The organism is Paenibacillus sp. lzh-N1, assembly GCF_002872435.1.
Taxonomy (GTDB): domain Bacteria; phylum Bacillota; class Bacilli; order Paenibacillales; family Paenibacillaceae; genus Paenibacillus; species Paenibacillus polymyxa_C.
This window is the reverse complement of the sequence record NZ_CP025696.1, coordinates 4,014,064-4,028,994: the sequence shown is the minus strand read 5'-3', so window position 1 is coordinate 4,028,994 and position 14,931 is coordinate 4,014,064. Positions and strand designations below refer to the sequence as shown.

16 protein-coding genes are annotated in these 14,931 nt (G+C 46.6%); 1 reads left to right on the top strand and 15 read right to left on the bottom strand.

Annotated elements, in window-relative coordinates:
- Positions 1–14: 14 nt before the first annotated feature.
- From C0638_RS18190 to C0638_RS18155, 8 genes are all read right to left on the bottom strand, one after another.
- Positions 15–1,709, bottom strand: coding sequence for a spore germination protein (locus tag C0638_RS18190; protein ID WP_058711115.1), 1,695 nt, complete (start codon positions 1,707–1,709; stop codon positions 15–17).
- 26 nt (positions 1,710–1,735) lie between these two features.
- Positions 1,736–2,158 (bottom strand): stage V sporulation protein AB, encoded by a 423-nt coding sequence (locus C0638_RS18185; RefSeq protein WP_013371732.1) that lies wholly within the window; start codon positions 2,156–2,158, stop codon positions 1,736–1,738.
- Positions 2,155–2,796: a stage V sporulation protein AA gene (locus tag C0638_RS18180; protein ID WP_025675632.1), complete on the bottom strand. Its 642-nt coding sequence runs from the start codon at positions 2,794–2,796 to the stop codon at positions 2,155–2,157. Before C0638_RS18180 ends, C0638_RS18185 begins: the two co-directional genes overlap by 4 nt.
- A gap of 174 nt (positions 2,797–2,970) precedes the next feature.
- On the bottom strand, positions 2,971–3,726 hold the full coding sequence (sigF, locus tag C0638_RS18175; RefSeq protein WP_013371734.1) for an RNA polymerase sporulation sigma factor SigF: 756 nt from the start codon (positions 3,724–3,726) through the stop codon (positions 2,971–2,973).
- An 11-nt stretch (positions 3,727–3,737) separates the two neighbouring features.
- Positions 3,738–4,193, bottom strand: a complete 456-nt coding sequence (gene spoIIAB / locus C0638_RS18170; RefSeq protein WP_013310781.1) for an anti-sigma F factor — start codon at positions 4,191–4,193, stop codon at positions 3,738–3,740.
- Positions 4,190–4,543 (bottom strand): anti-sigma F factor antagonist, encoded by a 354-nt coding sequence (gene spoIIAA, locus C0638_RS18165; protein ID WP_058711116.1) that lies wholly within the window; start codon positions 4,541–4,543, stop codon positions 4,190–4,192. The genes spoIIAB and spoIIAA overlap by 4 nt, the downstream gene beginning before the upstream one ends.
- 96 nt (positions 4,544–4,639) lie before the next feature.
- Complete coding sequence (locus C0638_RS18160) at positions 4,640–5,833, bottom strand: D-alanyl-D-alanine carboxypeptidase family protein (RefSeq protein ID WP_013371735.1); 1,194 nt, start codon at positions 5,831–5,833, stop codon at positions 4,640–4,642.
- A gap of 221 nt (positions 5,834–6,054) precedes the next feature.
- On the bottom strand, positions 6,055–7,695 hold the full coding sequence (locus C0638_RS18155; RefSeq protein WP_058711117.1) for a glycosyl hydrolase family 28-related protein: 1,641 nt from the start codon (positions 7,693–7,695) through the stop codon (positions 6,055–6,057).
- 201 nt (positions 7,696–7,896) lie between these two features.
- On the opposite strand from C0638_RS18155, the gene C0638_RS18150 reads away from it, so the two are divergent.
- Positions 7,897–9,108: an O-antigen ligase family protein gene (locus C0638_RS18150; RefSeq protein ID WP_058711118.1), complete on the top strand. Its 1,212-nt coding sequence runs from the start codon at positions 7,897–7,899 to the stop codon at positions 9,106–9,108.
- A 122-nt stretch (positions 9,109–9,230) separates the two neighbouring features.
- Here the strand turns inward: C0638_RS18150 and C0638_RS18145 are convergent, their stop codons facing one another.
- From C0638_RS18145 to C0638_RS18115, 7 genes are all read right to left on the bottom strand, one after another.
- Positions 9,231–10,055 carry a purine-nucleoside phosphorylase gene (locus C0638_RS18145; protein WP_025675629.1) on the bottom strand — a complete coding sequence of 275 codons (825 nt, stop codon included), beginning with the start codon at positions 10,053–10,055 and terminating at the stop codon, positions 9,231–9,233.
- 71 nt (positions 10,056–10,126) lie between these two features.
- On the bottom strand, positions 10,127–11,071 hold the full coding sequence (xerD, locus tag C0638_RS18140) for a site-specific tyrosine recombinase XerD (protein ID WP_058711119.1): 945 nt from the start codon (positions 11,069–11,071) through the stop codon (positions 10,127–10,129).
- 105 nt (positions 11,072–11,176) lie between these two features.
- Entirely contained in the window at positions 11,177–11,419 is a 243-nt protein-coding gene (locus C0638_RS18135) for a YqzK family protein (protein ID WP_013371741.1), read from the bottom strand.
- A 165-nt stretch (positions 11,420–11,584) separates the two neighbouring features.
- A complete protein-coding gene (gene fur / locus C0638_RS18130) occupies positions 11,585–12,082 on the bottom strand; it encodes a ferric iron uptake transcriptional regulator (RefSeq protein ID WP_013371742.1) in 498 nt (165 codons plus the stop codon).
- A gap of 101 nt (positions 12,083–12,183) precedes the next feature.
- Positions 12,184–12,837 carry a stage II sporulation protein M gene (gene spoIIM, locus C0638_RS18125; protein ID WP_013371743.1) on the bottom strand — a complete coding sequence of 218 codons (654 nt, stop codon included), beginning with the start codon at positions 12,835–12,837 and terminating at the stop codon, positions 12,184–12,186.
- Positions 12,838–13,039: 202 nt separating this feature from the next.
- Positions 13,040–14,236: an endonuclease Q family protein gene (locus tag C0638_RS18120; RefSeq protein WP_058711120.1), complete on the bottom strand. Its 1,197-nt coding sequence runs from the start codon at positions 14,234–14,236 to the stop codon at positions 13,040–13,042.
- A 4-nt stretch (positions 14,237–14,240) separates the two neighbouring features.
- Complete coding sequence (locus C0638_RS18115) at positions 14,241–14,852, bottom strand: NUDIX domain-containing protein (RefSeq protein ID WP_058711121.1); 612 nt, start codon at positions 14,850–14,852, stop codon at positions 14,241–14,243.
- Positions 14,853–14,931: the final 79 nt, after the last annotated feature.

Here is a 14,931-nt window from a genome sequence, read left to right as displayed (position 1 = left end):
TCAGAACATTTACATTAATGCTCCTGTCCATTGCCTGAGTTCGAATCTGTGTTGGCATCCGTATGGGGCATACGCGTATTGTCCCTCGTTTTATTAAATGACGGGCGGTTAGGCGCATCAAGTACAGGCATACGGAACAAGATGGAAGCTAACGCTTTGGCATTAAAAGGAATAAACGGCCACAAATACGAAGAATTATATGACCGATGCAGCGTCAGCATCAAAATGATCAGTGTCGTGCCCACGACAAAGCCTGGTACGTGAAAAATAGCAACAGCAATCAGCAGGAATAGTCGAATCAGTCTATTCGCGAGCCCCAGCTCATAGCTCGGTGTTGCGAACATTCCTATGGCAGCAACAGCCATGTACAATACGACTTCATTTACGAACAGTCCCGTCTTAACCGCTATATCACCAACCAGAATGGCTGCAATCAACCCCATGGCGGAAGCCAATGGTGTCGGAGTATGCACAGCTGCCATTCGCATAAGATCGACCCCTAGTTCCACAATGATAAACTGGGCAATCAGCGGAAAATGTGCTTCCTTTTGAGGGCCGATAAAATCGAGAAACCCCGGTTTTAATTCGGGATTGATAACCATTAGCAGCCACATCGGAAGCAGAAACATCGAGGCGAATATGCCTATAAAACGTACCCAGCGTAAATAGCTACCCATAAAAGCGGTTTGCCGATTCTCTTCTGCATGCTGGCACAGGTCAAAAAAAGTGGTAGGCAAAATCATTACGCTGGGTGAGGTATCAACGAAAATTACGAGCCTTCCTTCCATAATATGCGAAGCCACAACATCTGGTCGCTCTGAATATCGTACTAATGGATATGGATTCCAACCTTTATTGATAATCGTCTCCTCTAATTGCTTATCAGCCAGTGGAATACCATCCAGATTAACATTTTTAATTTTGTCTCGTACCGTATCCACCATGACCTTATCCACAATATCATCAATGTAGCCCAAGCATACATCTGTTCGAGTTCGGCGTCCGACCTGCATGGCCTCGAATTTAAGTCCGGGGTCTCGCAAACGCCGACGCACTAAACCTACATTTGTAAGCATCGTTTCAGTAAAACCATCACGTGCACCGCGCACAACTCTCTCCAAGGAAGGTTCTTCTGGGCTCCGTACAGGGTAATTACGAGTATCCAGAATAACAGCAAAACGCTCGCCTTCCATGAAGAGAGCACTCATTCCCGTCAGTACCTTGTTTATGACAACGGACATCTTATCCGTCTTCTCCACCTGTATATGTGGAATAAAATTTTCGAAATACGCTTGAAGTCCAGCTGAAGTCATGTCATCCGGCGTCAGATAGGTGAGCCGCTTTAGCACCTCAAGCATGATCTGATCCTTGGCAAAGGTATTCAAGAACAAATACCCGATATGGCGGCCACCTGTTGTCATTTCCCTAAATACAACATCAAAGGTTTCTCCCAAACCCAATACCATCTTAAGGGTTTCACGATTTTCCTTCATCTTTGGCGAAATATCATCCTCAATCTGCCAATAACGAATGGATTCCTCTACATTATCAGAACGCTCGCTTTCTTTTTTGTGCTTAAGACGGGCGGCTTCCTGCTCCTGCTTTTGCTTCCAGGAGCCCAAACTTTCCCCGTCAGTATGATTTTCCCTTCCAATTGCTCCGTCTCCATGATAATGCTCCTGCTGATCCTGATCCGTTCTATGATCCATACTTCTTGCCCCCTTCTCTTTCACTATTAACGGTTGTATACAAACCAATCAAATAAGGAACCCGTTACCTTGCCAAGCACCATTGCCATTAACAGACCAAACATGTATACAGTCATATGGAGTCGCTTGGCCAGTATGGGCAGGAGATTCAGCACCTCTGTTAGAGCCGCGGCGAGCAAGCCAATAAACACTCCGCAAAACAAACCAGGTATCCATGTAAATATGCCCGGTAATGGCAAGCAGATGTTCCAAAAATCGGCCACGGTTCCCACCACTGAACCTAAAATCATCGCCTTTTCGTATGCACGTGATTTTTTATACGTCCGGGTGAGTTGTGCTAATCGCGGCATAATATCCAGCACAATAAAAAAAGCAATCACACCGCTACCTACCGCCAGCCCCCCAGCGATACCCAAAATAATCTGAAGTGCAGCCTGTACAAATATCATGGTTTCTTATCCTTTGGCTGCAAACGAGCCATCTTTTCATACTCCTCTGCCACAACATACTGATCCACATTTTCCTGATACAGATACATTTCCACCTCCAGTGGCGTCGGCTCCTCATTCCATTTTTTCTTGAACAAGTGATTAAAAAATACGATCATACCAAAGCCGATGCCGATCGAGTAAGCAATTTGGAACAAGTACGGGTGCTCATCCTTTTGTCCCGTAATCATTTCTACAATCCGAACCTGTACCTCCATCATGCTAACGTCAGCATGAAAGTTCATAATCGTCAGCGCAGAGCCAAAAAACAGAAGTAACCATACCAACACGAACAGTATTTTGGATGGCTTACGGGGTCTCTCCACGAGTTCCACAAGTACATGCGGTTTCCCGAGAGATTCAATTACAACTCCCGGAATATGATCTCTAATTTTTGATATGATCTGTAGCATGTCCACCAGTATCAGGTTACCGTCCTGCTTCTGCGGCCGCTTGAGAACAAGTTCAAGCAGATCCTTTTCCCATTCGGGCTCCGTCAGCAGATGGGCTACATCGCCCAAATGTAAATCCTGCCCTTGGATCATACGCACACGGCTGCGGAGCCGCAAGTAGACAATAGGAGCCGGACTATGATTCATCCGATTCCCTCCTTATCCTCGTAATTACCGATTAGTATGGAGCGAAGCAAGCAAACCTATTCTGTATATTGTCTTTTGTCACACGCAAAAAAGAGTACTCCTGGCCATTAAAATGGCTTTGGAATACCCTTTAAAATGCGTAAGCATAAAGTTTTACTAAAATCCTGCCCTTTATTATTGGGCAATCTGATCGCGGATCAGTTGTAAAATCTTTTTTTCCAATCGTGATACCTGCACCTGAGAAATACCAAGACGACTTGCAACCTCTGATTGAGTCTGATCCCGATAATAACGCAGGTACACAATCAATCGCTCCCGCTCAGATAATCCGTCAATGGCCTCATTCAGCGCCAGCTTGTCGAACCATCTTTCCTGTGATTCGTCGGCAATCTGATCCATAAGTGTAATCGGGTCCCCGTCATTTTCAAACACCGTTTCGTGAATCGAGGTAGGAGGCTTATTCGCCTCCTGCGCAAAAACAACATCCTCCGGTGTCACTCCCAGCTCATCAGCAACCTCCTTGACTGTAGGCAGACGATTGAGCCGTTTGGATAGCTCGTCCTTCATTTTACGGACCTTATTGGCTGTTTCCTTCAAGGAACGGCTAACCTTGAGTGTACCGTCATCTCGAAGGAACCGTTGAATCTCACCGATAATCATCGGTACCGCATATGTTGAAAATTTGACTTCGTAGCTGAGATCGAATTTATCCACCGATTTTAACAATCCGATGCAACCAATTTGAAAAAGATCGTCAGGTTCATACCCCCGGTTCATAAAGCGCTGCACGACAGACCAGACGAGCCGGATATTACTATTGACCAGTGTCTCACGAGCATCATTATCACCAGATTGGCTCAGTGCAATAAGCCGCTTGACCTCTGTATCCTCCAAATAGCTGTGCGAAGTTTTTTTTCCTCCTGCTTCCATAGGATCAACTCCTAATTATATAAAGCTTTCTTGGATTCAATCCTTTTCTTCATCCGGACCGACGTGCCTCCGCCCGGCTCACTGACTGCTTCGAACTCATCCATGAAATTTTCCATAATCGTAAAGCCCATCCCAGAGCGTTCCAATTCAGGCTTGGACGTATAGAGAGGCTGCTTGGCCAGCTCCAGATCCTCAATTCCCCGTCCTGCATCCTCAACGACTAACGTGATCACGTCCGCTTCAATCCCAACTTTAATCGTTACAACACCTGACGGATCGCTGTCATAACCGTGAATAATACTGTTTGTCACCGCTTCAGACACGACGGTCTTCAAATCGCTAAGCTCATCCATCGTGGGATCAAGCCTGGAAATAAAGGCTGCCACAGCCACGCGGGCAAATGCTTCATTTTCCGATTTGGCGGCAAACTGCAAGCTCATGAAATTGTTCCCCGTGCCTTCTCTCATGACACAACCTCCAATTCCGTGAGCGCATTTCCCTCGTTGTCATAGATGGGCATGATTTTAAATAAGCCTGACATATCCAGCAATCGATGTACCGGCGGATTGACATCACAGACTGCCATTTTCCCGCCCTTTTGCTTGATCAGTTTGTATCGTCCCAAGATAACGCCAAGGCCGGAACTATCCATAAACTGAAGATTCTTCAGGCTGAGCACGATATGCTCGCATTGCCGGTGCTGAATCGCCTCATCCATTTGCATACGGACCATATCCGACGTATGGTGATCAAGTTCACCAGACAGCCTTACAATAAGTACTCCCCGGTGATGCTCCATTTCAATTTGCAGGTTCATGCTTGCTCACTCTCCTCCCGGTCTTGGACAAGGATTTCTACGTAGTCGCAGACGATTCCTGCCCTCCGACAAAACTAGAAGAAAACCCCGTAAAATCTACAAAGAAAATAGGTTTGACATGGTACGTTTAAACAATTTCCACCAGCCGGCCTTCTCGATCGCCACAGGCGAAGTGATATTAAACTCCTTAAGGCGTTGTCCATCCTGATAGACGACCAGCTTACCAACAGGGTCACCCACCCGGACAGGAGCTTTAAGGCTTGGAGTCAGTTGCAGCTCGTGACGCAGTGTTTGTTTGTTGCCGCCTTTTTTCACCAGCACACTGTAAGAACGGTCAGCCTGAATTTCCAGCTCTGGTAATACACCTTTTTCAACTTTTACACTGCCCAGCTTTTCACCTGGTTTATATATGGATTTCATTGTATATTGAGAAAATGCGTAGTCGAACATGGAAGAAACCTCATTGTTGCGTATCTTCGTGTTCGGCTCACCGAGTACGACAGCTACGACACGTAAGCCATCACGCTTCGCCGTAGCGGAAAGGCAGAACTTTGCTTCTGACGTATAGCCCGTTTTCAGACCGTCTGCTCCGGTATAGAAGCGAACAAGCTTATTCGTATTCACCAGCCAAAAGGGCTTGACCGAGGATTTGCGCAAATAGTCCTGATACGCTCCCGTATATTTCGTAATTTGTGGATATTTCAACAGTTCCCGGCTCATAACCGCAATATCATGCGCAGAGGAATAGTGATTTTCTACGGGTAAACCGTTGCAATTGGCAAAATGCGTATCTTTGAGTCCGAGCTGCTGCACCTTGGCATTCATCATCTCGACAAAAGCCTGTTCAGACCCCGCAATTTTCTCCGCCATCGCTACAGAGGCGTCGTTGCCCGAAGCCATCGCAATTCCCTTCAGCATCTCATCGACCGTCATTTCTTCTCCCGGCTCCAAGAAAATTTGTGAGCCTCCCATTGAAGACGCATACTCACTGGCCCGTACTTTATCGGTCAGCTTGAGCTTGCCATCATGAATGGCCTCCATTGTTAGCAGCATCGTCATGATCTTAGTGATGCTTGCTGGAGGAAGCTTTTCACGACTATTTTTTTCATAGATGACTGTGCCTGTATCTGCATCCATCAAGATCGCCGAAAGAGCCTCGGGAGCCAGCTCAGCTGCTGATCCTACTTTGGTTTTGCTTTCAGGTCTGCTTTCTTCGGCCCAACCGCCGACAGGGACGGCAGTCAAGGCTACCAGACAAGCCAGGATGAACGCCACCACTTTTTTCTTCACAATCGGTCCCCTCCTCAACATATTGGCGTAAAGCACCGGAGTCCATTTACTGATCTCTCCGGTCTATTCGCGTGCTGCTAACCATTGTCGTCAGATTGAAAGAAAAATATTCCATATGGATAAAAACATCAAATAGCACCAAGCTGAGCCAGCATGGTGCTATTTTCCAATCTATAAATGACACAACATGTATCGTCTGTAACAGGATCTATAAAAATCGTTCAAATCCGGCTAACGGTGAGGTATGTAATACCTCCACCCGGTAAAATATCCACTGCATTTTGACTAAACACCCGTATATCAATAAAAGAATTCGCTTCAAGTCTAAGTTCCATTGCTCCACTCAATGCACCATAGTTCAGCCCGCCAATCACCCTGTCATCGAGATATGCATAAGCAGAACTTCCGGCAAGCTGCTCATCATTCAGGTGAAGTGCCAGCCGTGTCCGGTTACCATCTACTTGGGGATCGGTCGAAACGTATACTTGTATTCTGTATTTCCCAGCTCGTTTGGCTCGCCACCGACTATTCGAACCATCGAATTCGGTCAACTCATCATGATTGATTTGATTGAACCTTACTTTCTGCCAGCTACCTGCAGGGATATTTTGCCTTGAACCAAGGTAGGCTTTGACAAAGGTTTCATTCAAATGTTCAATACCGTTATTCGAATATTTCTCTACGAGCAACAACGCTTGCCCTGTCCCATTATTTTCGTCATAACGATGATTGCTATAGCTAAAATCCAAATGTGAGCGAAGTGTCACCTGCTGTGTGGAGGAGCTACCAGAGAAACAAATAAGCTGTTTTAGATTACGGGGATATCCGCCCACCTCGTCCACCAAAACTTTTTTGCCAATGACCACATCCACAAAATAATTGCACACTGATTGGGTGTCATCGTATTTGTCTGCTATCGCCAAAATAGAGTCGCGCAAGGCAACATTTTTGGTTTCTTTCGTAGCACCAATTTGAATAAAAGAAGGTACTGTCACCTTGTGTTCTCTGCTTAGTCCCTCAAACCAGCAGCCTATAAATTCTGCATTCATAAAATCATTTATTAGAATGGGAATATCACTGGGGCTCCCATCCTTAATGTGCTGGCTAGCCATGAATCTCGCCCCGTTAGAACTATTCAGGTCCAGCGCCGTATCGTTTCCGAGCGTAAAAAGCGCAATGCTTGTAAACTGTGAACTTCTGTTCTGCAAGTGAATCCCTATTTTATTGTAATTTATCTCCGTGCATTTAAATAAGTTCACATCACTTTCATAGCCCCAAAAAGCCGTTTCAAAATGCTCAATCAACACGTTATCCAGGACAACGCCGCCGCCCTTCCAATCCTGAATGCCCGTAGTACCTTTGCCATAATACCCGCGCTTCACTGACTGCGAAAACGGATTATTTAAGGTAGCTCTGTCGGTCCCTTCGTACCGGATCGATAAGTCATGGAACTGCACATTTTGAAAGCCACTAAACGATGGCAGACTTTCGTCTCCAATTTGGAAACAAGGGCCCTTGCCATAATATTCAATCGATGTAACTCCCTTACCCTGTCGGTATCTGCCCTTATGAATACCAAAAATGCGCATACCCTGCTTCCGAATCTGAAGGGTAGATGTTATTTTGTATCGGCCGCTGGGGATGTGAAGAATGGAGTAATCGGGGGTCTTGTTAATCAATTCTTGCAAAGATGCCGTGTCGTCCTGAATACCATCACCAGCAGCTCCAAACCAGCTTACGTTTACACTGCGTTCCATGAATTCTTTTTCAATGGCTTTAAAATTGTCATTTAACTGCTGAGGCGTTAACTCTTTGCCCGTACCGCTCAAATTCAACTTCAATCGGTCTGTAAAATCTGCCACCCAAACACCCCCATTGTTAAAAACGTGAAAATACTTTCAGACTATGCCGAAGAATTCTTCATTTTCTTAGCATGGACTGAGTATATGCACAATAAGGCTTGCTCTAGGATCGCGAAAAATGAAAATAAATATTTTATATGATTGTACAAGGAGATACATTTTGTATATTATAGATACATAACGTATCTAGGCGGTGAAACCGTGAAACACATACTCACAGTAGCCGGTTTACTGGCTTTCTCGATCCCCTTTGCCTGTCAGGGTTTGTCTCCCAGAGTGATCACGATTTCCCTGCTTATCTTGTTGTTCAGCTACACCATGCTTCTGCCTTCACTCAAGTCATTAATCGCAACCCTAGCTGATAATCCGTTGCTGACTTTACTCATGATGTACATCGCCGCCTCCTGTATATGGGCTGAACAAGAGCAGACTTCTTCCGTGCTCATGGTTCTCAAATTTATTGCCTTCTCTACCTTTGGACTTTATCTGGTCACCCATTATACAACACAGGGCTGCATACGCCTCTTAGTCGTTACATTAAGTATCCTGAGCGTACTCAATCTACTCGCCGTTGTACTCGTTCCTTCCTTTGCCATTCATGGCGGTGTAGAACATACTGGACTGTGGAAGGGAATCTCCGGCCATAAAAATACACTTGGAACCCTCTCTCTGTTAAGTTTTGTTTCACATGTCATTTATTTTTTCAGGGGCACACGCAAAGCTTTACATATTGGCTTCATCTTACTCAATGCCTTATTACTCATCGAATGCCAATCTACCACCTCATTGGTGCTGACATCTTCACTGTTCGTATTTATTTTGTTTATATTGCTATTCAAAAGAATTCGAAGCATCGCGTTGCGGGGGTTCTTTGTTAGCTGTTCCTGCCTACTTGTTCTTTTGGGTTTGGCACTTACCTTTACTTATGGAGATGCGATTGCCTCGGAATTCGGAAAAACAACAACCTTAACCGGAAGAACGGAAATCTGGCAGGGAATTGATGGTGCTATTCAGAGCCACTACTGGTTCGGCCATGGTTATGGCTCCTTCTGGGCAGCCCGGCCCAGCATTTATGCGAACGGCATCCGCTTTGATCTGACCAGCAGCCATAGCGGCTTTCGAGATCTGTGGATCGATGTGGGCCTTATAGGACTACTGGCAACGGTTATACTCGTCGTAACTACCTTATTTAAATTCAGAATCGGCAAAACAGATATGTATACTTGGCTGACGGCAGCCGTCTTCTTCCTGTTCATCGTGTTAAATAATATAACAGATAGCCGTTTTCTGAACTCATTATCCATCTACTGGATTATATTCATGGTCATTGTGATCAAGGTGCAAGAGCGACATAGACTAACTGTGGCAGAAAAAGCGAATACAGCTGCATGGAGCACACGCCCTCTTCACTAGGCAATCTTACTCAGCTCAACCGCGGTATGTAAAAGAACCCCGTATCCCACGCCATCAAAAGGCGCTCGGATATGGGGTTCTTTGAATATAACCACCGTTTCGAGTGGAAAATTATACTTAATCTACATTTGTGGAATAATCGCCAGTACCAATTTCAGAAATTGTTCACGTACCTTCTCTGCCGTCTCCATCACTTCACCATGAGACAAAGGCTGGTCCAGAATGCCTGCAGCCATATTGGTAATACAGGAGAAGCCCAAAACCTCAATCCCCGCATGACGAGCTACGATAACCTCAGACACGGTCGACATCCCTACTGCATCTGCCCCCAGTGTACGCAGCATAACGATTTCAGCAGGTGTCTCATAGTTGGGTCCCAGCAATCCGGCATATACACCTTCCTGCAGGCTGAAGCCTTGTTGGGTAGCTGTTTGTTTGGCAATTTCACGCAAGCGGCGGCTGTATGCCTCTGACATGTCTGGGAAGCGAACACCCAGAGCAGCATCGTTCGGTCCAATCAGCGGATTTTGTCCGGTCAGATTCAGATGATCCGAGATGACCATCAGATCGCCCGCTTTGTAGGAAGTGTTTACACCACCTGCCGCATTTGTCACGAGTAGGCTTTGAATCCCGAGCTGCTTCATTACCCGAACAGGAAAAGCCGTCAGTTGCGGGCCATAGCCCTCATACATATGAAAGCGCCCCTTCATCATGACGACAGCGCGACCTTCAATAGTGCCTAACAGTAACTCCCCCTCGTGGCCTTCTACCGTTGATACGGGAAAATGGGGAATATCCTGATAGGGAATACTAACTCCATCTTGAATCAAATCTGCCAAAATACCGAGGCCCGATCCCAGAATAAGACCAATCTCTGGAGTTATTCCGCTCTTGGCACGGATATAGTCTGCTGCTTCCTGAATTGTAGCTTGGTTGGCTGTTGACATAAATATCTCTCCTGACTTGTACAATCGTAAAGTTATATCATTATCACACTTTCTATAATAGCAAAGCGACGTTACGTTTGATCCTTGCTATCATGAGAAGTGCGGTTACCGCCGTGCGGGTGATGCATTTCATATACTTCCTTCATGTTCCGTCTAGCGGTCTGTGCATATACCTGCGTCGTTGCTAGATCAGCATGACCCAGCATTTCCTGTACAGAGCGTAAGTCCGCTCCGCCCTCCAGCATATGTACCGCAAAGGAGTGCCGCAGCGTATGGGGCGTGATATCCTTGCTTATGCCTGCTTCCTGAGCGTACTTCTTAATTATTTTCCAGAAGCCCTGTCTACTGAGCCGCTGACCCGATACATTCAAGAACAAGGCTTCCTGCTTTGTCTGAGCCTCTTCACCCTGCCCGGGTCGCAGCAACGCTGGACGCTGCTCGTCCAAGTAGGCTTGTGCCCACTGTGATGCCTCACGACTGATCGGTACAACACGCTCCTTGCCCGCCTCACCGCCACAGTGTACAAAGCGCAAATCTATGCGCACATCACACACGTTCAGGGCAATCAGCTCTGATACGCGGATGCCCGTCGCATACAACAACTCTAGCATGGCCTTATCTCGTCCCCCCTGCGGGGCACTCACATCCGGCGCTGCCAGTAAACGCTCTATTTCATCCTGCGTCAACACCGAGGGCTTCTTTTTAGTGGCTTTGGGCAGTTCCACCAGAACGGACGGGTCATGGATTGCGATTCCCTCCCGAATGAGAAAATGAAAAAAAGAGCGTATCGAGGCGACGCTACGTGTAATTGTCGCCGCGGCTTTTCCCTGTTCCTTCAGATGCCCCAAATACAGCACCAGATGTGACCGCTGTACATTGTCTGGCTGCTCAAGGCCACAGCTTTCTGCGAATTCGGCAAACTGCTGTACGTCCCGCTGATACGCTTCCAATGTGCTGCGCGACAAACCTTTTTCCTCTTCCATATATTGAACGAAAGGTTGAATATACATTTTCATGAGTTCCAAAAGTCTCCTTGTCCTGCATACAACGATTCAAGTTGTTGCGCCTGCTTCTTCGTGTGCGGCCTTCATATCATCATCTCATCGTGAAGATTACATAGACTACTCACCATACCAATAAAAGAAACGTAAACGTTCCAACACTCCGATTCGTTGCTCGGACCCTTCATTCACTGTTTGTCCGCCAAATACCTTAACTGCATGTCCTTCCGGTATTCGGTAATGATCTACAGGTGTTATCCAATCTGTAAACAGCCTGAGGCTATAAAAGAACATACATGCCAACACCCCGAACAATATCAGCAAGCGCAGCCATTGTAGTCCTCTCCGTAATGATAGTACCATGTGGATCAGCCGCCTTCCCAAAATATAGTCCCTATGTAGGGCTCTCTATGGAAGGGTATGACAAGCTATTCTGTTTTATACCACTTGATCCTACACAGTAAATTCCGAACCAAAAAAGCTCCCCCGAACGCGTCTTCGTCGGTGAGAGCTTGGGTAGTCAGCTTATTAATCCTGGGATTTGTTTTTCTTGGTTTTGCCCGAGGATTTCTGGGCAGTTGTATCGTTCTTCGCCTTACAACGATAACAAATACCGTGGAAGTCCAAACGATGGTCCACTACAGTAAAATTATATTCCCGTTCCAAACGCTCCTCTAACGGTCCAAGCCAATCTTCCAGTATTTCATCTACACTGCCGCACTGCACACATATCAAATGGTGGTGGTGATGTTTGGCTGTATCGCCGCGTAAGTCATAACGCGCAACGCCATCGCCAAAATTAATTTTCTCCACGACATGCAGTTCACTTAGCAGTTCTAGGGTACGGTATACGGTTGCCAGACCGATTTCGGGAGCTTTCTCTTTGACGAGCATAAATACATCTTCCGCACTCAGATGATCATCTTCGTTCTCAAGTAAAACTCTGACGGTGGCTTCCCGCTGAGGCGTTAGTTTGTAGCCCTGGGATTGCAGCTGCTGCTTAATTTTTTCGATCCGTGCTTCCATGTGTCTCCCTCCCCCTGCAAAGCTACTGCCTACTGCACTTTTTTTCACTCCTATTATTATAGGGGGTCTATACAAATAAAGTCAAACATTTTGAAATGAGTTCAAGATGTCACGGAAGCCGTCAGCATAGGAGTGACCCATTGCATCATAACCGGGGTGACCCAGGTTTCAAAGGATGCACTGCCGATAAGCAGCACCATCATCACAGCAGTCAATCCTGCGTAAGAAAGCAACGGACGCAACATCCCGTCTGATGGTCGAGTAGCAAGTATTTTAGTTTTGATCATATGAATGGAAAAAGTCATCGCAGCCACGCTACAGACGAGCAGTACCGGAATCACGAGCAGGTTATGTGGAGCAACGGAAACCAATGAAAATAATAGTCCTTTCCACGAATATTGCCCTACCATATAACCTACAGAAAATCCAATCAGCACACCCTTGAGAAAATTCAATACAAGAATACCTGGGAGTCCGATGACCGAAAGCCCGCATACCCAGATGAGGCCCACCCATTTAAGATGTAGTGATACGCTGTCCCAAAAGGTCGAGGCCGCCTGCGAATCAGCAAAGCCCTGCTTGTTTTGATTGACCGTCACAAAAAAGTCCTTCAGGTAACGGGACAAATCCTGTAACTGTTCCAGGGAGAGTGCATTTACCATGAGTGCGCCAAAGACAACTCCCACTAGAAACAGTACAGCCAAGAAAACATAATACGGCGTCTGATCCTTTAACGTATGACGAAACCATTGCATCGGGTCCTGCCCCTTTCATCTGCTTGTTTGTCCAAAAAACAACCGTAATCCGACGGCTGATGGCTAGAAATGGGGCAGCTTTCGCTGCAAATCTAACATCACGAATGATGCACCAAGCCAACGGCAGAGATATTTTATGGTTATGAACAAGCAGACGCTGATATGCCTTTTTAGGGAGACAAGACTTGACTAGGACACTTTACTAGGACTTCGCTATTTTTCCGTATGTTCCACCACCACCGGATAACAGCGCCAGGCGTCCTTCGCGTGAAAGCACAATCTGCTCTGCCAACACTGTACCGACGACCTCTGACAGTTCCTCTTGCGTAACCTCATGTAAAATATTCATTTCTGTCCCGAAGGCTGCTAACAGCTGGTTCAGCTTGGCTTTACCCAAGCCTGGAATAAATTCCAGCGGAATCTGGTAAATGTACGGAGGACGATGGGAGGGAATTACGGGCTGTTCACGATCGGCAATGCTCCAGATTCGATCGAGCACACCCCGCACCAGCTTGGTATGCCCACAGTTAGGGCAACGTTCGTCCGCCATCTGCTGCTCATCAATAATCGTACCGCAGCTTTGACAGTAAGAGCGATGGTATTTTCCAAGTTTGGGATTCAAACCGTAGTTGGCACACACTCGTCGTCCTTCACGCCGCTCCAAAGCCATCCTGAATTCATCAAAACTCGGCTTCGCCAATGATAATTTGTTGTACTCTCGTCCAATTTTCCCGAGTGAATGGGCATCTGAATTCGTGAGAAAGCTGAAACGATCCAGCTCCGAAATCAAACCAGCCATAGATGAATCTGCGCTCAGCCCCAGTTCCACCCCGCTAATGAGCTCCATATCCAGCAGTTCCTCCATACGGGCTGCAGAACTGCCGTAAATGCCCTTATGCGGAGTGAACACATGCGCAGGCACCATAATGCCTCCACGACCGTAAATTTGCTGCTGCAACTCACGTGGCGGTGCGTAGATCCGTTGTGAGCTGAGATTGACATTTTTCATATGCTTACTCAGCCATTGGGTAAAATCCTCCATCGCCGCCAGATCAGGAAAATAAGCCAGTACGTGTGCTTCGGGACGACCTTCAGCCCGTATTTCCAGCTCCGTGCCAAGTAGAATCACTGTATCTCTGTATGCGATGCCACCACCGCTGATTTCTTCCATTTCACCTGTATGCAAATAGCTACGAATATCTTCCTGTACATTAGGCGCATGGCAGTCAATAATCCCGATAAGCCCAATCCCTTTGCGACCGGAGGCTTCCTTGGCTATATTGGCAAACGTTAGATCACGGCTACCACTAATTTTGACTGGAGCTCCTTTCTCCGTTCTGCCAATATGAATATGCAAGTCTGCAAAGTAGTTGTTAAGTTCTATTATATTTGTATCCATCCGCTTAGAAGCTCCCTGTTTGTTGGCGAAGTTGCCATGCATAGACGGCCAGAATCGTTTTGGCATCACTAATGCGTCCTTCACGAATAAGCGTGTGCGCTTCTTCCAGGGTCACTTCATATAGCTCCAGAAATTCATCCTCATCCGGTTCCATCTCACCTCGCTCCAGGTCTTCGGCCACATACAGATGTATGATTTCATCCGCAAAGCCAGGAGATGTATAAAAAGAGTGCAGCAGCTTCAACGATTTGGCTGTATAGCCTGTTTCTTCTCTTAATTCACGTCCCGCTGCTTCCAGCGGGTCTTCACCTTGCTCCAGCTTGCCTGCGGGGATTTCAACCTCACATCGCCCCATAGCTTGTCTGTACTGATCCACCACCAGCATTTTCCCTTCATGCAGAGCCAAAACTGCCACCGCACCTGGATGCTTTACGATTTCACGCTTTCCAGTGGAACCGTCGGGAAGCTCTACCGTGTCTACCTGTACCGTAATGACCTTTCCTTCAAAAATAGGCTGTGTGGACACGGTCTTTTCCTCCAGCGCAGGATTGGAAAAAGGCTTGCGAAGTGTATTGTTTGTTGGATTGTTCACTTGTTCGTTCGTTTGGTCGTTCATCAGACATGTTGCCTCCTTCGTCTTCTATCTTTCTTTCATTATTAATTATCTCCAACATTAGTCTAACTTGTCCACTTGG